This is a genomic window from uncultured Idiomarina sp. (genome assembly GCF_964010655.1).
Taxonomy (GTDB): domain Bacteria; phylum Pseudomonadota; class Gammaproteobacteria; order Enterobacterales; family Alteromonadaceae; genus Idiomarina; species Idiomarina baltica.
This window is the reverse complement of sequence record NZ_CAXGLS010000023.1, coordinates 21,112-39,257: the sequence shown is the minus strand read 5'-3', so window position 1 is coordinate 39,257 and position 18,146 is coordinate 21,112. Positions and strand designations below refer to the sequence as shown.

Here is an 18,146-nt window from a genome sequence, read left to right as displayed (position 1 = left end):
CGGCGGCGAATTATAGAGATCCTATTCACACTTGCAAGCACTTTTTTGAAATTAACTTCCAACTGGTTATTTATTGCTCGCTCTGGTTATTGTTCGAGCTTTTTCCCTGCTTTTCGTCCTTAAACTCGGCATCATCTTGCTCATTATCACCAACCACGTGTTCCAGCTTTAGTTTGTTTACGCTACGAATAGTTAATACCGGACCCGATAATGCATATAAGAAGAAAATACCGAACAGCACTAAAGAGGGCTGAGTTGCTACAATAACGAATGCCAACACAATCACTAAAATCACGACAAATGAGACTTTTCCTTTCCAGTCGACATCTTTAAATGAATGGTAGCGGAAGTTTGTAACCATCAGTAAGCCGGCAACAATAGTAACAATTGCCGCAAAGCCGCCTAAATCATTACCCGATATACCGTATTCAGTGCCGACCCAAACCAGCCCCGATACAACAGCCGCGGCACTTGGGATTGCGAGCCCCTGAAAATAGCGTTTGTCAGCACTACCTATATTAGTATTAAAGCGAGCTAACCGGAGTGCGCCGCCTGCCACGAAAATAAAAGCAGCGAGCCAACCCAATTTACCTAAGTCGGCCAATGCGTAGTTATACATGACTAACGCGGGCGCCATACCAAACGATACGATATCAGCCATGCTGTCATATTCAGCGCCGAAATCACTTTCAGTTTGAGTCATGCGTGCGACGCGACCATCTAATCCGTCAAAGATCATCGCAATGAAGATAGCCACGGCAGCTTCCACATAGCGCTCGTTCATAGAGGCAATGATCGCATAGAAGCCCGAGAACAAACCTGCCGTAGTAAATAGATTAGGTAATAAATAAATACCACGTCGTTTCTGTGAGCTCTGGCTTTCTACCTTACCCGACTCGTTAGCCATGTTTACTATTCCTCTTAAGTACGAAAAAAATTCAATCTGATTTGAGTTTAGCACAGCGCAATCAACGGTTAAAAATGCTTTAAAACACTATCAATAAAAAAGGAGGGGCTTCCCCCCTCCTTTATGCATTAGACGATAGTTGATTAACTAACACGCTACTCAATAGCTAAACGATTATCTGCTACATCAACATGAATCGTATCACCGGCTTTAAAATCTCCCGAAAGAATGCGCTGCGCTAACGGGTTTTCAAGTTCTTGTTGAATTGCACGTTTTAACGGGCGCGCACCAAACACAGGGTCAAAACCTGCAGACGCGATGAAGTCTAGCGCTTCAACACTTAATTCGATGCTCATGTCTCGGTCTTCAAGTCGAGCATAAAGACGCTGCAATTGCGCTTCTGCAATCGAGCGAATTTCTTCTCGACCTAGCGGATGAAACACAACCGTCTCATCAACTCGGTTAAGAAACTCAGGTCGGAAGTGACCCGCTAAGACGTCCATGACCATCGCTTTCATTTCATCATAGCTGTTATCAGACGCATGCGCTTGAATCAGATCGGACCCTAAGTTCGATGTCATAATGATCACCGTATTCTTAAAGTCCACCGTGCGACCTTGACCATCGGTCAGCCTTCCATCATCCAATACCTGTAGCAAGATATTGAATACGTCAGGGTGAGCTTTTTCGACCTCATCGAGCAAAATAACAGAATAGGGTTTACGACGAACAGCTTCAGTGAGGTAGCCGCCCTCTTCATAACCGACATATCCTGGAGGAGCTCCCACTAACCGTGCCACCGAGTGCTTCTCCATAAACTCGGACATATCGATTCGAACCATCGCATCGTCGGTATCAAACATGAAGTTTGCTAACGCTTTGGACAACTCGGTTTTACCCACACCTGTTGGTCCGAGGAATAAGAACGAGCCGATCGGACGGTTCGGATCCCCTAACCCTGCTCGAGAGCGACGAATAGCATTAGCGACCGCATCCACCGCCTCATTTTGACCAACGACTCGCTTGTGTAATAACGACTCCATCTGTACCAGTTTTTCACGTTCACCCTCGAGCATTTTGCTCACAGGAATACCAGTCCAACGTGACAGAACGTCCGCGATTTCCTCATCCGTGACTCGGTTTTTCAACAAACTCATGTCTTGCATCTCGGCTTGCAGCGCTAAATCCAATTGTCGCTCTAGCTCAGGGATACGCCCGTATTGCAGTTCCGACATACGATTTAAGTCACCAGCGCGACGCGCAATATCCATCTCAGTACGCACTTGGTCAAGCTGCGATTTAATGTGCTGAGTGCCCTGGACCGCCGCCTTTTCTGAGTTCCAAACTTCTTCAAGCTCGCCGTACTTTTTCTCTAGTTCATCGAGCTCATCATGTAAGTGTTCAAGACGCTTTTTACTCGCATCATCCTTTTCCTTCTGCAACGCCTGACGTTCCAATTTTAATTGGATAATACGGCGCTCTAAGCGATCTAAGTCCTCTGGTTTAGAATCAATCTGCATTCGGATGCTAGATGCTGCTTCATCAATCAAGTCGATGGCTTTATCCGGCAGCTTTCGATCACTGATATAGCGATGCGATAACGAAGCAGCCGCAACAATCGCTGGGTCAGTAATTTCCACCGAGTGATGGATTTCGTAACGCTCTTTCAAACCACGCAAAATAGCAATCGTGTCTTCCACGGTGGGCTCATCAACCAACACTTTTTGAAAACGACGCTCAAGCGCGGCATCTTTTTCAATGTACTGACGATACTCATCAAGCGTGGTCGCCCCTACACAATGAAGTTCACCACGCGCCAGCGCAGGCTTGAGCATATTGCCAGCATCCATCGCGCCATCCGCTTTGCCAGCGCCCACCATCGTATGTAATTCATCAATAAAGAGAATCACTCGACCCTCTTCCTTTGCCAGCTCGTTAAGCACGGCTTTGAGGCGCTCCTCAAATTCGCCGCGATATTTTGCACCTGCTAATAAGGCTCCCAGATCGAGCGATAAAACGCGCTTATTCTTGAGACCTTCTGGCACCTCTGCATTGATGATTCGTTGTGCCAGCCCCTCAACGATAGCTGTTTTTCCCACACCTGGATCACCAATCAGTACAGGATTATTCTTAGTTCGACGCTGCAATACTTGAATGGTACGTCGAATCTCTTCATCACGCCCAATCACAGGATCCAATTTGCCTTGCGCCGCTCGCTCAGTCAGATCAATCGTGTACTTATCAAGTGCTTGACGCTTTTCTTCGGCATTCGGGTCATCAACATTCTGTCCGTCGCGGATATCATTAATGGCCTTTTCCAAGGCGTCCTTCTTAATACCGAGCTTTTTAAACAACTCACCAAGCGGTCCTTTATCCTCAGTCGCTGCCAACAAAAACAGTTCGGACGAAATATATGCATCTTTACGTTGCTGGGCATACTTATCGCAAAGGTTTAATAACTTTGCGGTGCCTTGCGAGAGTTGAACTTCTCCTTCTGCCCCTTGCACTTCCGGCATTTTGTCGAGCAGTTTGCCAAGCTCTGAGCGGAACTGACTGATATTAGCACCAATAATGGTAAACAGCGGACGAACCGAGCCGCCCTCTTGATCCATGAGTGCCTGCATCAAATGTGCGGGTTCGATAAATTGATGATCTCGACCGAGTGCTAATGATTGTGCATCAGCGATGGCCATTTGGAATTTAGTAGTGAATTTATCGTGTCTCATAATTACTTCCTGAGTTAACTTTCTCTTAAAGCAAATATGGGTACTTTTTCGACACTTTCAAGTGATACAGATCAACTTCGCCAGATTAAAGATGCCATCCTGGCAGGCTCTTGGGCTCGACGCCAAGAATACCAAGCGTCGCTTTCACGATAAGTGCAGCGATTACTCAGTGTAACGTCAGATATACCCAGATTATTGAGCTGCTGCGTTGCGAGCCCTGATAAGTCGGCGAGCCATTTGCCGTCACCGTCTGGAATAAAATAGATATCCGCATTGATGTTGCGGCGGATAAATGCTGTGCGGACTTCGCTTCCCACTTGAAACATCGGCTGAGAAATTGCAGGACCAATCCACACGCTTAATTGATCTGCCTTAACCTTCATTGCAGTTACTGTATTTTTAATTATCCCTTCAACTAAACCGCGCCAGCCTGCATGAACCGCAGCAATGCGATCACCATCCCGCGTGCACATTAATATAGGTAAACAATCAGCAGTCAATACCGCACACACACTCGGTTGATCAGACCAAACAGCATCGCAGGGTTCGCTAAGCGCACCGACATGAGATACCTTTGTTGTGTGCTGCTGTTGCAACCAGCGCACGTGAAAAGGCAAGTTAAGTTCTCGTCGAAGCTGCTCGCGTCGGAGTATTACAGCGGCAGGGTCATCACCCACATGGGCAGCGAGGTTACCCACTGTACGTGTGGTAACCGCCGCTGAAATACCTGAGGGTAAAACCCAATCAGGCGTCAGAATGCGCTTCAAGGTCATCTTTCATGCTTTGAATGAGTGCTACAAAGTCATCAGGACGTGGGGCTTCAAAGCTCATCCAGTCACCGGTTATAGGGTGGTGAAGCGATAGTTTTGCTGCATGCAATGCTTGTCGACTAAAGCCACGTAGCGATGCCAAAAACTCATCGCTCGCCTGTTTAGGTGGACGCGGACGCCCGCCATACGTTAAATCGCCAACTAACGGGTGACGAATGTGCGCCATATGAACGCGAATCTGGTGTGTACGACCACTTTCTAGTCTCAGGCGGAGTAACGTATGCGCTCGAAACCGCTCCACAACTCGATAGTGAGTGACTGCAGGCTTACCTGAACTAACAACCGCCATATGCGTCCGTTTGGTGGGATGTCGACCGATAGGTTCATCAACCATCCCACCCGCGGTCATTACCCCGTTACACACAGCTTCATATTCACGGGTAATTTCACGCTTTTGCATCATATCAACCAACTGAGTCTGAGCTGGAATATTACGCGCCACCACCATTAAACCTGTGGTGTCCTTATCCAAGCGATGAATAATACCTGCCCGCGGAACATGATCGATATCAGGGTCGTAATGCAATAGGCCGTTTAACAGTGTGCCGTCAGGGGCACCGGCTCCTGGATGAACCACCAAACCAGCTGGCTTATTGATAATTAAGATGTCTTCATCCTCATAAACAATATCAAGCTCAATCGGCTGTGCTTGGTAACGCTCCTCGCGCTCAAGTTCAGCATCGATAGCAACCAACGCGCCGAACTCTAGTTTTTCGCGCGGCTTTTCAATAACCTGAGCATCGACAGAGACTTTACCCTCTGTGATCCACTTTTTCATGCGCGAACGAGAATAGTCTGGGAACAACTCAGCCAATATCTGGTCTAAACGCTTCCCCGCGAGGGATTCAGGCACGATGGCCTCTAGTTGAATAGTTTCATTCATAAATTTTTTTCGACTGTCAAAGAGTATTGTGCTGGGTTAGAATGCGGATTATCTATTAATTATGATAGTGTAACTTGTTACACTGAACTTTGCACAGGCAAAACACCGCTTATCTAAGTGACTGACTCTAAAAAACCTGAGGTGTTATGAAACGTCGTATCCTAATTTTAACTGCCGCAGTCGGATTAAGTCTGGCAGGGTGCTCGTCAACAGATGACCAGCAAAGCGAGCTCAAGTACACACAAGTCGAGCTCATGTATGAATCAGCGCAAGATCAAATGTCCTTAGGGAACTTTACCCAGGCAGAGGAAGAACTTTCGAATATTAATTCGCGTTACCCCTTTGGTCCCTTTGCTCATCAAGTCCAATTGGACCTGATTTATCTAAATTATAAGCTTGATAATACTGAAAAGGCGCTTGCTGCCATTGACCGTTTTATAAGCTTAAACCCGAATCATAAGGACGTTGATTACGCGTTATACATGCGCGGTCTGACGAATCAACGAGCCGAATATAATGCCATTCATGAACTGGCGGGCGTAGATCGTTCTGACCGTGACTCCACCATGGCAAAAGAAGCTTTTAAAGACTTTGCCGAACTGCTACGCAAGTATCCTGAAAGCAAATATGCAGCAGATGCTAAAAAGCGTATGATCGCGATAAAAAGTCGTCTGGCTAAAAAAGAACTGGCAGTGGCCCAGTACTATATGAAGCGTCAAGCCTATCTCGCAGCAGCTAATCGTGGTCGTTATGTGGTAGAAAACTTCGAGAATACGCCAGAGGTGGAGAGTGCCTTGGCGATGATGGTTGAGTGTTACGACCAACTCGAATTAGAAGAACTTAAGCAAGACACGCTTAAGGTACTCAGAAGTAACTTCCCTAATAATGAGTTAGTCAAAAACTAATCAAAAGTGAGCAGGCTAAACCGCCTGCTCATTTTCCTCTCCGGTTCGGATTCGAATGACTCGTTCAATATCCGACACAAATATTTTACCATCACCTATTTTGCCCGTCTGTGCGGTTTCCATGATGGCTTCAATACAGCGTTCAACGTCTGTATCAGCAACCACTACTTCAAGTTTCACTTTAGGCAAGAAGTCCACCATATATTCAGCCCCCCGATAAAGCTCCGTGTGCCCTTTCTGGCGTCCGAAACCTTTGACTTCGGATACTGTCATTCCAGCGATGCCGACTTCTGATAAAGCTTCTCGCACATCGTCCAATTTAAATGGTTTTATAATTGCTTCGACCTTCTTCATGGCCACTCCAATCTAATTTTGGCGTTCTAATTCAAAACGGTAATGACTGGTTATCGGATAACGTCGATCACGACCAAAGTTTCGTGCCGTAATTTTAGGTCCAACAGCCGCCTGCCGGCGTTTATATTCATTTATATCAACCAACTTTAATGCTCTGCGGACATCCGCTTCGTTAAAGCCCGCTGCAATAATGTCCACCACAGACCAGTCCTGCTCTACGTAGAGCGACAGAATACGATCTAGGTCACCATAATCGGGCAACGAATCACTATCGACTTGATCCGGCGCCAGCTCCGCAGAAGGTGGGCGCTCGATAACTCGCTCTGGTATACAGGTAGATCGCGTGTTTCTGTAAGCTGCAAGTTGGTAAACTAACGTTTTTGGCACATCTTTAATAGGTGCAAACCCACCACACATATCACCGTACAGCGTTGCATAACCTACTGCAACTTCACTTTTATTGCCCGTAGTAAGCACTAGCGCGCCGGATTTATTCGACAACGCCATGAGCAAAACACCACGACAACGTGACTGTAAATTCTCTTCGGTCGTATCTGTCGATGTCCCAGCAAAGAACGGATCGAGTTGCTTCATAAACGCATCAAACATCGGTTCAATCGGAACAACATCATACTTCACATTGAGCGTTTCCGCCTGTTGTTCAGCATCCTCTAGGCTCATATTTGACGTATACTTGAACGGCATCATGACGGCTTGAACACGCTCAGAGCCCAGTGCATCTGATGCAATCGCTAAGGTGAGTGCCGAATCGATACCTCCCGATAGCCCGAGTAATACATTCTTAAAGCCATTCTTATTGACATAGTCTCGCACCGAGAGTACCAGCGCATCGTATACATGAGCCAAGCGCAAATCACTATCTTCGCCGGCATACGGAGGAAAAGCCTCACACGTCAGTGACTCAGTGGTTAACTTAAGTGTTGCGAGCGTTGTCTGGCAGTGAGGAAGTTCTGCGACTAACTCGCCCTGCTTATCTAATACCAGCGAATGACCATCAAAAATCAGTTCATCTTGACCACCACAGTTATTCAAATAAGCAATGGGGAACCCGTGCTCAGCCACTCGTTGCTTCAAAACGGATAGTCGTTGATCGTGCTTATCGATTTCGTAGGGAGAAGCATTAACAGACAATACGAGATCAAGTTGATCATCCGCCAGGCGAGCCAAAGGCTCAGGATGCCATAAATCTTCACAAATCATCAGCCCGATGCGATATCCCTGCCATTCAAACACTTGTCCTTCATCACCAGGAACAAAATAACGCTGTTCATCAAACACACCAGTATTTGGTAAACGTTGTTTTTTATAGCGCAGTAAACATTCACCCCGATGAAGCACTGATATAACGTTAAACAGCTGCTCGCCGACTTTGCTGGGATGTCCAACAATTACAACACAATCCGAAGCAGCCGCACTGATCTGCTCGACCGCATTATCAACAGCTTCTTGATGATCAGTTCGTAACAATAGGTCTTCAGGTGGATAACCTGTAATAGCTAACTCTGGAAAGACAATAATATCATGATCGCGGCTCTGCTCAGCGACCGTTTTAAGTATCAGGCTTGTGTTGTTATGAAGCGCACCGACAGTAAAATCTAATTGTGCCATGCACAATGACAGCTCAGACATAGTGTTTGATCCAGCGTTACAGGACTAAAAATACAGGGGGCGAATAGTATAGTAGCGACGAAATTTTGGCAAATTAACGCCGTCCTAGTGACGTAAATCTTCAGGTATTGGCTCGTCAGTATTCGGCTTTTTAGGTCGCTTAGCTTTACCTTGTTTGAACATTTTAAGTTGATAAACATAAGCAAGCACCTGAGCTACGGCAACAAACAATCCACGAGGAATCTCAGTTTCTAACTCAGTGGTATGATAAATTGACCGAGCTAGCGCAGGCGAGGCCACCAACGGCACGTCGTACTCTAGAGCAATTTCACGAATCTTAGCCGCTGTTTCGTCGGTCCCTTTGGCTAAGAGGATAGGAGCCTGATTTCCACTCTCTTCGTATTTTATAGCCACCGCAAAATGTGTCGGGTTGGTAACTACAACATCTGCTTTAGGAACCTCTTGCATCATCCTACGGTTCGCCATTTCCATCTGTAAGCGGCGAATACGACCTTTTACCTCAGGACTACCTTCTGAGTCTTTATGCTCGTCTTTGATCTCCTGCTTGGTCATACGTAAATCTTTATTGTGCTTCCAAAGTTGAAAAGGCGCATCGATGACAACAATTAAAAACATCGAGCAACAAATCAGTAGAAACATCCACATCAAGATATCGAGCGCATTTTCAATCATGCTCGGCATCTGACCCATTGAGATCTGTAAAATGTTATCGAACTGCCAGCTCAACAGTAAAAAGGCACTGATCGCCACCACCCCGAACTTAGCGATTCCTTTTACTAACTCGACCAAGGCTTGGGTACCAAACATTCGCTTGAAACCATTCATGGGGTTCATACGCGAGAATTTAGGTGCCATTGCTTTCCAAGAAAAATTGATACCACCTAGCCAACTATTACCCAGAAATGTAAAAAGGGTAATAAAGGCAAATATAATGATAACCGGCCAAATGATGTGCTCAAACCCTACAGCAAGCGCCTTATAGATTTGCGAAGTATCAAAAGCTTGTCGTCTTTCAAGCGTAAACAAGTCACGGAATAGCCCTCTCACGCCAGCGTAGAGCGACTCGCCAAACCAAAAGAACGCGACGGCAGCACTGACTAACACAAAGGCAGTTCCCATCTCCTTTGAACGCGCTATTTGGCCTTTCTCTCGGGCCTCTCGTTTGCGTTTCTCGGTGGGTTCCTCTGTGCGTTCTTGATCAGTTTCAGCCATTCATCACCTCAGCATCGACTACCAATAACCGTACACATGACACTCACCGCTTCTTGCCATTGATTTTCAAAGTGGAAGATAAAGCCCCCTAAAGTCAGCCATAAAACGATCAATCCACTCACCATGGTAATCGGGAAACCAATCGCAAAAATGTTTAGCTGCGGCGCTGCACGAGTCATTACACCAAACGACAAATTAATTAGTAGCAAGGCAATAATACCCGATAACATTGCTGTAAGTGCTGCCGAAAACATTGAACTTCCCCAGTCGGCAATCATTCGAAATGCATCGGCATTCAAACCAGTCATCGCCACGGGTACAGAATCGAAACTCGCAACGACCATTTGAATCATTAATAGATGACCGTCAAGCGCGAGAAATATCAAACTCGCCAACATCAAAAAGAACTGCGCTATCACTGGAACTTGTTGGCCATTAGTCGGATCGACCATTGAAGCAAAGCCCAAACCAATTTGCATTGCAATGATTTGCCCACCCAATACAAACGTCTGTAAGAAAAGCAATGAGAGCAAGCCCAACGCAACCCCAATGACAATCTGTTGCGCTGTCACCAGCATACCGCCCACTGTAAACATCTCGACGCCCGGATTCACATCTGGTAATGCGGGTGATATTGCAAATGTAATTGCTAAGGAAAGTAAGACCTTAATTCTTGAATTAACTAAGGTACCGGAAAACAACGCCATACTCATTAGCATTGAGGATACACGTGTCAGCGGCCACAAATGTTGCTGTAGCCACTCCATCAACACCTGCGTAACGAGATCCATGCTAGCCGACCACTTGCGGTATGCGGTTATACATTTCTATAGTGAAGTCCATTAGCAGGCCAACAATAAAATGCCCACCGAGTCCGATAACAGCCAGTGTGACTAATAAACGCGGCAAAAAGCTAAGGGTTTGCTCATTAATTGAGGTTGCAGCTTGGAAAACCGCAACCATCAGACCGACCAGCAAGCTCGGCACGATGATAAAAGCCACTATAATAACAATGACTTTGAGCGCCTCTTGAAACACATCGAGAAAGACTTCGGGGGACATCTCGCCTCCTAAACACCAAAGCTGCCAGCTAACGTGCTCATGGTTAAGTTCCAACCATCGACCAAAACAAACAACATTAACTTAAACGGGAGCGATACAATCATCGGTGATAACATCATCATACCCATCGCCATCAATACACTTGCAACAACTAAGTCAATAATCAAAAACGGGATGAATAACATAAAACCAATCTGGAAGGCGGTTTTGAGCTCCGATGTAATAAATGACGGAATCAATATCGACATCGGAGTATCTTCTGGACTTTGAATATTCGTCTCACCCGCAATATCGGCAAACGTTTGGATATCCGTCACACGCGTTTGCGCAAGCATAAAGGCTTTTAGCGGCGCTTTGGCGCGATCGACCGCTTCCATCGAGGTCACTTCTTCATTTAAGTAGGGTTGCAACGCCTTGTCATTAATTTCTGTAAGTACTGGACTCATAATAAAAAATGTCAAAAAGAGCGTGATACCGATAAGCACCTGATTAGAAGGGGACTGTTGTAAGCCGATAGCTTGTCGTAAGATGGCCAAAACAACAATAATACGTGTGAACGACGTCATCATAATAACCATCGCAGGGATGAACGTCAGCGCCGTCATTATTGCCAGAATTTGTAACGTGACAGAATACTCCTCGCTACCATCTGGATTAGTTTTTACCGTAACGGCTGAAATATCTTGCATCGCGTTTGCCACATCAGGAAGCAATAGTGCGAGTAGCACAAAACAACCTAAGAGAAGCTTTATTTTCATTGTTTTTCTTCTCCTAACACAAAGTCATCGGGCAATTCTTTCAAACATTCGACGCGTTCAGGCGTGACACCTAGCAAGAATTTCTTGTCACCAATTTGCACCACGCTGATACGTTCTTTAGGCCCTAATGAAAGCGTCCCCATCAGCTTCATGCCCTTTGAGCCTTGAAATTTAACGTTGAATCGTTTTAATACCGTCGCTAATGCAATAATAACAACAATCACTGCAATTAATGCGACCAGCATAGAAGCAATATCTTTTCCGCCAATAGGCGATGTTGCTTTGTCGACCTGAGCAAGCGCAGGGCTTGCCCAAATACTAGCGCAACTTACGAATACGCTCGATTTGACTGATAACATCAGTGAGTCGAATCCCAAATTTATCATTAACCACAACAACCTCGCCGTGTGCTATCAGAGTGCCATTGACCAACACATCGAGAGGCTCCCCAGCAACACGTTCGAGTTCCACCACCGAACCTTGGTTAAGCTGTAGCAAGTTACGAATACTGATTTGGCTACGCCCTACCTCCATTGAGATGGTAACCGGAATATCGAGGATCGCGTCTAATTTTCGCTTATCGCCATCATCAAGGCTCTCAGCATTCAATTCCTCTAGCTCTGCTGTTCGCACGCCCTCACTTTGCTTATCGGCATTATCCCCTGATTCGCCCTCTTCAGAAGCCGCCTGCTCAGCCATTGCCGCTTCCCAGTCGTCCATTTCATTGTCTTTATTGCTCATTTGTCTTCCTCAATCATTCAAATGCTGAATGCTATAAATCAATATCTTCTTCCAGTTGACGCAACTCTGCATCACCGCCAATTCGGCGTCCACCTCGAGTCAGCATATGGATATCTGACTTAACAGTCTCGGGACGTCGAATCTTATCTGAAATTTTCAACGCAATATTGTCTCGTGAACGACCCATTTTCGCATGAAAGGTAGGCAAATCTTCGATAAATACCGTTAGATTATCAGGCACTTCAAGTGGAATAATATCGCCTTCCTCAAAGTCCATAACCTCGCGCAATGTCACGTCGACATCAGCGAGCTTGGCAACCATTTCCACAGGCACGTCCATGATTTCGTCACGCAGCGCTTTACTCCAGCGCATATCGGTATCTTCTTTATCCGATTGTACACCCGCATCCAACAGTTCACGAATCGGCTCAAGCATTGAGTAAGGTAAAGCGATATGAAAGTCGCCCCCGCCGCCATCAAGTTCGATATGAAACGAACTAATAACGATAACTTCAGTCGGCGAAACGATATTGGCCATTGCCGGGTTAACTTCTGAATCCAAATACTCAAAGCCTACGTCCATCACAGGCGCCCAAGCTTCTTTATAATCTTCAAAAATCAGCTTTAACAGCATTTGGATAATACGTCGCTCAGTAGGGGTAAATTCGCGCCCCTCAATCTTCGCATGATAGCGTCCATCGCCGCCAAAAAAGTTATCTACCAAGATAAACACCAAACGTGCTTCCATGGTAATTAAGGCGGTTCCTTTCAGTGGGCGAAAACGCACCATATTTAAACTGGTTGGAACGAATAGTGTATGCACATACTCACCAAACTTAAGCATTTGCACACCGTTGATAGACACCTCAGCGGTGCGGCGCATCATGTTAAACAGGCTTACACGCATATGCCTCGCAAATCGCTCATTAACGATCTCAAGCGTAGGCATGCGACCGCGGACAATCCGATCTTGCGACGAAAAGTCATAGTCCAACGCTTCTGATGCTGCATCCGAGGATTCGACATCCTCCTCTTCGACGTCATCGACTCCGTGTAGGAGCGCATCAATCTCGTCTTGTGATAATAAATCGCTCAAAACACTGCTCGCTCTTTTATTGCATGACAAGGCCGGTAAAAAGCACTTTCTCCACCAAGCCTTCTCCCGTGACACTCTCGAGTGCGGAACGCACCTGTTTTAACGCAAGCTCTCTAATACGTTGCTTGCCTTCTGCTGTTCTCAGTTCGTCGGCAGTAGATGAACTAAATACTTCGTGCAAGGTACCCTCAATCAGTGGGATATGTTGCTTAGTCAGCTCTTCGCTACGCTCCCCTCGAACCATCAATTGCACATTAATTTGCACCGTTCGATCTCTCGAGTCACCCGGTACAATAAATACAAAGGGTCGAGGCATCCCGACATAGAGCGCATTACCCACTTGCGCAGGTTCAGACGTCATCTCTTCGCTTGAACCGCCTCCTGCCCCCATATCTGAAGCGCTCGAGGCTTGTTTAGTACCCATCAAAAACCACACTGCAACAATGATGATCACAACTAACAGAATCGCAGCAGCACCAATGATCAGCCACTTTTTCTTACCGCCGGGCGCTTTTTCTGAGCTTTCTTCTTGGTTATCGTTTTCCGCCATGGGTTGTTCCTAAACAAAGGTATAAGCTAATACAGAGCACTATATATCGAAACAGGGATAGGTTTCATCCCTTACACATAGAAATCGAGTCGCCCCTGCTCGAGAAAGTCGTCTACCGCACCATCTAACTGAAGGACAGGCTCTTCAGAATCACCATTATTTGCAAAACCTGTACCCCGCCCCGAACTTGATTCATTGCCTTGTCCACTTTGCTGCTCACTGACCGTGCTTTGCGCCAAGTTTAGGCCTTGCTGCTCCAACATCTCTCGCAAGCGCGGCATGGACTGCTCTATCGCATCACGAGCCTGAGCGGATTGCACTTGAAACTGTACGGTCGTCTGGTCGCCTTGCGTATGAATCCGCACGTGCATTGAACCTAATTCAGGTGGATCGAGACGGATGTCGGCGCGATTAATATTCTTCGAGACCATCAGCTGAATACGCTCTTGTAGCTTTTGCGCAGTCTCTTGTTGTTGCAGATCTAACGGCTTGTCAGCAGCCGTTTGCGCTTGCGCCACTGACATACCGTCAACTTTGGTCATCGCTTGTTGGGTCTGCGTAATTGCACTCATATGCGCAGCTGAGGATTGCGTGTGTTGAGTTAGACTTGTATCCATGCCTGACCCCGACACAGCGCTCAGTTCAGCCTCAGTTGCCATTCCCTGAGAGCTCGTGCTCCCATTATTAAGCTGTTCTTTTACAAACTTCGCCATCATGCTTTTATCAGCTGCAGGCTTTGTATCTTCATCTTTAACAGATTCAGAGGTGCTTTTGCCGTTATCAGATGAAGAAGAGCCGCCGCTCTTCTCGGTTGCATTTACCGAATCAACGCGTTCAGACTGAGTTGATTTTGTGTGCAATGAAGCCGGAATCGTTGAGGCAAGTTGAACCTGTTTATCTGACTTCTGCAACGCTGACTGATAGTGCTCAATCCAATTTGATAGCGTGCTCTTTTGTCCCGCATCAAATTGCTTAGACGTCTCAAGAGCCCCTTTTATATGATTCATCGCTTCGGTAAGCGATGCGTTTGGCTGTTGCTTATGAAATGCGTCGAGTTCCTTGGTTAGCCAATCCTTTTGCTCTGGATTCAGTTTCGGCATCTCTATCTCACTCAACATGGCGAGCGGCTCCTCAGAGTCCTCGTCAAGCATCGCCTCGATATCTGTCCATTGTTTCTTTTGATGAGGTTGAATCACCTGAGTCTCAAATTGGGCCAACTCAGCCATCAAACCATCTGTCGCTTTATCAAGCGTTTCCTTGGGCATAAAGCCAGCTTGTTGTGCGTCGGCAACAACTTGCCGCATCTCTGCTATTTTTTGCGTCAGTTGACTCAGCACGCCTTGCTGGTCAGCACTCAATTGTTCGTCCGATTGAAGTTGCGTGACGTCCGCATCGAGTTTCGCTAACCACTGCTCCATCTCATCTAACGTCGCCTGATCTTGCTTACTGATCTCAATCGAAGTTTCCGTGTCAGCATGACTTTCTTCGCTATTGATAAGTAAATCGCGCATTCGATCAATGGTTTCTACCCAGTCCCGAGCCTCTGAAGCATGTTCTTTCGACGCTGACAGACGCTGACTAAGTGATGACTGAGGAAGCTCATTACTATATTCGGGCTCTTCGAATGCGCGGTGTGGACTATTAATGTCCACTTCACCACGGGCAAATAATTGCCGAGCACGCGGCTCCTCAGAAGCAGAAGGCATTAACTTGGCAAAGTCGCGACCGCTGACGTCCATCATATCCACATCAGTAAAATCTTTCGAGCTATCGCCTTTTACTGACGAACTGGACACGTTCGTGGTTAATTGAATAATCTGGGGCATAATGTGTCACCTGTTAGGCACTGCCGCATATATTTGACGCTACGGCTAATCTGATTCGATTAATTAAAACTAGCAATATTTATACCAGTTTTTGCTTTTTACCCCGTATAAAGCGTTGGGTGGAAAAATCATCGAGGTTTTTTTGTTCTTTTCTTGCCTGCAATCTTGCTGCTGCTCGTTTCTTGTTTTCTATCAGCAACTCAATAGACTCCGCTTTTTGCCGTTGTGCTAGCCATTGCTGCTTACGCTGCTCGACCACCTGATTTAACTGTTGCAGCACGTTATGCATCTGCTCGATACCTTCATCCAGCTTGCCGACAAACGCGTGATATTGACCAAATTGAATAGAACGAATTCCACCTGCTCCGCGCGCTTGCAACTGATTCAAGTAGTCTAACCGATACTGTACTAACCCATCGAGACGCTGTTGCTCACTCACTAGCCGTTGTTTAGCCTCACCAAAATGCTGAGCCAATTTGTCGGTGCGTTGCTGCTCAAGTTCTAACAACATCGTCAATTGTGATATATCAGCCATAAAGACAATCCCTAACGCGAAGCGAACGCGCGTTGAGTCAACTGCTGGAGTTTCATGAGACTCTCATCGTAACTAATCACTTCATTCATACGCTGAGTCAAAAAGCCCTCAACCTGAGGTTGCATCGCTATCGCTTCGTCGATCTTAGCATCAGAGCCCTTACTGTAAGCCCCAATAGATATAAGGTCGCGATTACGACGAAACGATGAGTACCACTGTCGAACTTTTGTCGCTCGTTGCAGGTGTTCATCGGAAACAACCTGGGGCATGACACGACTAATCGAGGCCTCAATATCAATGGCGGGATAATGCCCAGAATCGGCTAGCTCACGGTTCAGTACGATATGCCCATCGAGAATAGCACGCGCTGAGTCAGCGATAGGATCCTGCAAATCATCACCTTCAGTGAGCACGGTATAAAATGCCGTAATTGATCCTTGTGCGCCACCGCCGTTACCCGCGCGCTCGACCAAAGCCGGCAGGCGTGCGAATACCGAAGGAGGATAACCTTTTGTGGCCGGAGGTTCACCGACCGCCAATGCAATCTCACGCTGCGCCATGGCGTAACGAGTCAAAGAATCCATCAACAGTAAAACATTCATACCCTGGTCACGAAAATACTCGGCTACTTTTGACGCAGTTTCGCACCCGCGTAAACGCAACAGCGGTGACTGATCCGCAGGGGCAGCCACGACCACCGCCTTTTCCAATCCTTCTTCACCCAATATTTCATCAATAAACTCTTTGACTTCTCGACCCCGTTCACCAATGAGTCCAACAACGATAACGTCTGCATTGGTGCCTTTCGTCATCATTCCTAGTAAGACACTTTTACCGACACCGCTACCGGCGAATAAACCCATGCGCTGCCCCTGACCGACAGTAATACATGCATTAATCGCGTTGACGCCGACATCTAGCGGCACTTTCACGGGTCGGCGATTAAGTGGATTGATAGGCAGGCTACGATAGGCATTTTGATTGTCTGTTAATATCGGTCCCTTGGCGTCTAATGGATGACCTCGTGCATCAATTACACGGCCTAAAAGCTCTAACCCAAGCGGCAGCTGTTCGGTACGCGTTAGCGGTTTTACTTTGGCGCCCGGAACCACACCGTGCGCATCATCCATGGGCATCAAATAGCTAGTCTGACCTTCAAAGCCCACCACCTCGGCCTCGATATCGCCATGTGCAGATTCGACTGCACACGTTGCACCAATAGGTGCCCGCACGCCAACAGCCTCAAACATAAGTCCGACCACTCGTGTTAGATAGCCAGATACCAATACTGGCGCAGGTTTCACCCGCTTTTTCAAGCTTGCAAAGTAATCAGTTAAGCTATCAGTCATCAGCCGCCCTGCAATTTTTCAAAAATCAAGTCGACTCGGCTAGCAAGTGAGTAGTCCACGCTTGAGCTTTCTGTCGTCACGCGGCACCCGCCGCGCTCGAGTAGGTCATCCTTACTGAGCAACCACCCTTTTTCTTTTAATTCTTCTTCACCCAAGCTCGCTTGGATTACCTCAATATCGTCAGGATTGAGGTGAATGATCACCCGTTGGTCGGTCACGGGAAGCACTTCAAGGGCCTGCTGAAATGCCTTTTTAACAATATTTTCATTATGCAGAGGTTCGTTTAAGCAGGCTGTTCGGGTCAGGGTGAAAACCAACTCTAATAACTCTTTTCGCAAGGTTTCGGTAAGTTGCTGCGTGGGCGCGGCTAAGCCATTCATCACTTCAATCAGAGCTTGTTCTGCCTCACTCATTTGCGCCTTGCCGTCAGCCAGCCCTTGCTCAAAACCTGCATGGAAGCCCTTCTCACGACCTTGCTCCACACCTTCCTCGTGTCCTTTTTCAAGCCCTTCCTGATGACCTTGCTCAAAGCCTGCCTTAAAGCCTTCTTCCCGTGCGGCCTCGCGAATCTCCTCGAGCTGTTGCGCAGTTAAGGGTTCTGGCTTTTCTTCTTCGGGCTCAGGCTCCGGCGGCTCATAATGCCACTTTCGGGGTTTGTTCAGAGCATTGCGGCTTTCACCTGCTTTTAAATCTTCCGTGGTAATATCCGGCAAATCCCAAGTTTTCATCGTCGGACGCTCGCTCATGATTGCAGGTTCCTAG

General features: G+C 46.9%; 19 protein-coding genes. 1 reads left to right on the top strand and 18 read right to left on the bottom strand.

Going from position 1 to position 18,146, the window contains the following annotated elements; genetic code table 11:
• Positions 1 to 70: 70 nt before the first annotated feature.
• From pssA to rluD, 4 genes are all read right to left on the bottom strand, one after another.
• Complete coding sequence (gene pssA / locus ABNS04_RS07395) at positions 71 to 907, bottom strand: CDP-diacylglycerol--serine O-phosphatidyltransferase (RefSeq protein ID WP_272978550.1); 837 nt, start codon at positions 905 to 907, stop codon at positions 71 to 73.
• A gap of 155 nt (positions 908 to 1,062) precedes the next feature.
• The gene (clpB, locus tag ABNS04_RS07390; RefSeq protein WP_006956158.1) at positions 1,063 to 3,633 is read right to left on the bottom strand and encodes an ATP-dependent chaperone ClpB; all 2,571 of its coding nucleotides are present in this window, start codon (positions 3,631 to 3,633) and stop codon (positions 1,063 to 1,065) included.
• A gap of 71 nt (positions 3,634 to 3,704) precedes the next feature.
• Entirely contained in the window at positions 3,705 to 4,406 is a 702-nt protein-coding gene (pgeF, locus tag ABNS04_RS07385) for a peptidoglycan editing factor PgeF (protein ID WP_006956159.1), read from the bottom strand.
• Positions 4,378 to 5,346 (bottom strand): 23S rRNA pseudouridine(1911/1915/1917) synthase RluD, encoded by a 969-nt coding sequence (gene rluD, locus ABNS04_RS07380; RefSeq protein ID WP_006956161.1) that lies wholly within the window; start codon positions 5,344 to 5,346, stop codon positions 4,378 to 4,380. Before rluD ends, pgeF begins: the two co-directional genes overlap by 29 nt.
• Positions 5,347 to 5,492: 146 nt before the next feature.
• Between rluD and ABNS04_RS07375 the strand changes: the two genes are divergently transcribed.
• A complete protein-coding gene (locus ABNS04_RS07375; protein WP_348671285.1) occupies positions 5,493 to 6,251 on the top strand; it encodes an outer membrane protein assembly factor BamD in 759 nt (252 codons plus the stop codon).
• Positions 6,252 to 6,266: 15 nt separating this feature from the next.
• Here the strand turns inward: ABNS04_RS07375 and glnB are convergent, their stop codons facing one another.
• From glnB to fliH, 14 genes are all read right to left on the bottom strand, one after another.
• Complete coding sequence (gene glnB / locus ABNS04_RS07370; RefSeq protein WP_006956165.1) at positions 6,267 to 6,605, bottom strand: nitrogen regulatory protein P-II; 339 nt, start codon at positions 6,603 to 6,605, stop codon at positions 6,267 to 6,269.
• 12 nt (positions 6,606 to 6,617) lie between these two features.
• Entirely contained in the window at positions 6,618 to 8,255 is a 1,638-nt protein-coding gene (locus tag ABNS04_RS07365; RefSeq protein WP_287830872.1) for an NAD+ synthase, read from the bottom strand.
• A gap of 84 nt (positions 8,256 to 8,339) precedes the next feature.
• A complete protein-coding gene (gene flhB, locus ABNS04_RS07360; RefSeq protein WP_006956170.1) occupies positions 8,340 to 9,467 on the bottom strand; it encodes a flagellar biosynthesis protein FlhB in 1,128 nt (375 codons plus the stop codon).
• 8 nt (positions 9,468 to 9,475) lie between these two features.
• The gene (gene fliR / locus ABNS04_RS07355; protein WP_272977478.1) at positions 9,476 to 10,258 is read right to left on the bottom strand and encodes a flagellar biosynthetic protein FliR; all 783 of its coding nucleotides are present in this window, start codon (positions 10,256 to 10,258) and stop codon (positions 9,476 to 9,478) included.
• Between the two features lies 1 nt (position 10,259).
• Entirely contained in the window at positions 10,260 to 10,529 is a 270-nt protein-coding gene (gene fliQ / locus ABNS04_RS07350) for a flagellar biosynthesis protein FliQ (protein ID WP_006956173.1), read from the bottom strand.
• An 8-nt stretch (positions 10,530 to 10,537) separates the two neighbouring features.
• A complete protein-coding gene (gene fliP, locus ABNS04_RS07345) occupies positions 10,538 to 11,287 on the bottom strand; it encodes a flagellar type III secretion system pore protein FliP (protein ID WP_006956174.1) in 750 nt (249 codons plus the stop codon).
• Positions 11,284 to 11,646: a flagellar biosynthetic protein FliO gene (gene fliO / locus ABNS04_RS07340; protein WP_050750002.1), complete on the bottom strand. Its 363-nt coding sequence runs from the start codon at positions 11,644 to 11,646 to the stop codon at positions 11,284 to 11,286. Before fliO ends, fliP begins: the two co-directional genes overlap by 4 nt.
• The gene (gene fliN / locus ABNS04_RS07335; protein WP_006956176.1) at positions 11,606 to 12,028 is read right to left on the bottom strand and encodes a flagellar motor switch protein FliN; all 423 of its coding nucleotides are present in this window, start codon (positions 12,026 to 12,028) and stop codon (positions 11,606 to 11,608) included. Before fliN ends, fliO begins: the two co-directional genes overlap by 41 nt.
• A gap of 31 nt (positions 12,029 to 12,059) precedes the next feature.
• Entirely contained in the window at positions 12,060 to 13,124 is a 1,065-nt protein-coding gene (gene fliM / locus ABNS04_RS07330; protein WP_006956177.1) for a flagellar motor switch protein FliM, read from the bottom strand.
• A 16-nt stretch (positions 13,125 to 13,140) separates the two neighbouring features.
• Positions 13,141 to 13,674: a flagellar basal body-associated protein FliL gene (gene fliL / locus ABNS04_RS07325; RefSeq protein WP_006956178.1), complete on the bottom strand. Its 534-nt coding sequence runs from the start codon at positions 13,672 to 13,674 to the stop codon at positions 13,141 to 13,143.
• A gap of 71 nt (positions 13,675 to 13,745) precedes the next feature.
• Complete coding sequence (locus tag ABNS04_RS07320; protein ID WP_348671282.1) at positions 13,746 to 15,500, bottom strand: flagellar hook-length control protein FliK; 1,755 nt, start codon at positions 15,498 to 15,500, stop codon at positions 13,746 to 13,748.
• Between the two features lie 79 nt (positions 15,501 to 15,579).
• The gene (gene fliJ, locus ABNS04_RS07315) at positions 15,580 to 16,035 is read right to left on the bottom strand and encodes a flagellar export protein FliJ (RefSeq protein WP_006956180.1); all 456 of its coding nucleotides are present in this window, start codon (positions 16,033 to 16,035) and stop codon (positions 15,580 to 15,582) included.
• A gap of 11 nt (positions 16,036 to 16,046) precedes the next feature.
• On the bottom strand, positions 16,047 to 17,384 hold the full coding sequence (gene fliI / locus ABNS04_RS07310; RefSeq protein ID WP_272977475.1) for a flagellar protein export ATPase FliI: 1,338 nt from the start codon (positions 17,382 to 17,384) through the stop codon (positions 16,047 to 16,049).
• A complete protein-coding gene (gene fliH, locus ABNS04_RS07305) occupies positions 17,384 to 18,130 on the bottom strand; it encodes a flagellar assembly protein FliH (protein ID WP_272977474.1) in 747 nt (248 codons plus the stop codon). Before fliH ends, fliI begins: the two co-directional genes overlap by 1 nt.
• Positions 18,131 to 18,146 lie beyond the last annotated feature (16 nt).

What these genes read in the sequence shown, in the direction of transcription:
- pssA (WP_272978550.1), bottom strand. Translation starts at nt 907, where the DNA reads ATGGCTAACGAGTCGGGTAAGGTAGAAAGCCAGAGCTCACAGAAACGA.
- clpB (WP_006956158.1), bottom strand. Translation starts at nt 3,633, where the DNA reads ATGAGACACGATAAATTCACTACTAAATTCCAAATGGCCATCGCTGAT.
- pgeF (WP_006956159.1), bottom strand. Translation starts at nt 4,406, where the DNA reads ATGACCTTGAAGCGCATTCTGACGCCTGATTGGGTTTTACCCTCAGGT.
- rluD (WP_006956161.1), bottom strand. Translation starts at nt 5,346, where the DNA reads ATGAATGAAACTATTCAACTAGAGGCCATCGTGCCTGAATCCCTCGCG.
- ABNS04_RS07375 (WP_348671285.1), top strand. Translation starts at nt 5,493, where the DNA reads ATGAAACGTCGTATCCTAATTTTAACTGCCGCAGTCGGATTAAGTCTG.
- glnB (WP_006956165.1), bottom strand. Translation starts at nt 6,605, where the DNA reads ATGAAGAAGGTCGAAGCAATTATAAAACCATTTAAATTGGACGATGTG.
- ABNS04_RS07365 (WP_287830872.1), bottom strand. Translation starts at nt 8,255, where the DNA reads ATGTCTGAGCTGTCATTGTGCATGGCACAATTAGATTTTACTGTCGGT.
- flhB (WP_006956170.1), bottom strand. Translation starts at nt 9,467, where the DNA reads ATGGCTGAAACTGATCAAGAACGCACAGAGGAACCCACCGAGAAACGC.
- fliR (WP_272977478.1), bottom strand. Translation starts at nt 10,258, where the DNA reads ATGGATCTCGTTACGCAGGTGTTGATGGAGTGGCTACAGCAACATTTG.
- fliQ (WP_006956173.1), bottom strand. Translation starts at nt 10,529, where the DNA reads ATGTCCCCCGAAGTCTTTCTCGATGTGTTTCAAGAGGCGCTCAAAGTC.
- fliP (WP_006956174.1), bottom strand. Translation starts at nt 11,287, where the DNA reads ATGAAAATAAAGCTTCTCTTAGGTTGTTTTGTGCTACTCGCACTATTG.
- fliO (WP_050750002.1), bottom strand. Translation starts at nt 11,646, where the DNA reads ATGTTATCAGTCAAATCGAGCGTATTCGTAAGTTGCGCTAGTATTTGG.
- fliN (WP_006956176.1), bottom strand. Translation starts at nt 12,028, where the DNA reads ATGAGCAATAAAGACAATGAAATGGACGACTGGGAAGCGGCAATGGCT.
- fliL (WP_006956178.1), bottom strand. Translation starts at nt 13,674, where the DNA reads ATGGCGGAAAACGATAACCAAGAAGAAAGCTCAGAAAAAGCGCCCGGC.
- ABNS04_RS07320 (WP_348671282.1), bottom strand. Translation starts at nt 15,500, where the DNA reads ATGCCCCAGATTATTCAATTAACCACGAACGTGTCCAGTTCGTCAGTA.
- fliJ (WP_006956180.1), bottom strand. Translation starts at nt 16,035, where the DNA reads ATGGCTGATATATCACAATTGACGATGTTGTTAGAACTTGAGCAGCAA.
- fliI (WP_272977475.1), bottom strand. Translation starts at nt 17,384, where the DNA reads ATGACTGATAGCTTAACTGATTACTTTGCAAGCTTGAAAAAGCGGGTG.
- fliH (WP_272977474.1), bottom strand. Translation starts at nt 18,130, where the DNA reads ATGAGCGAGCGTCCGACGATGAAAACTTGGGATTTGCCGGATATTACC.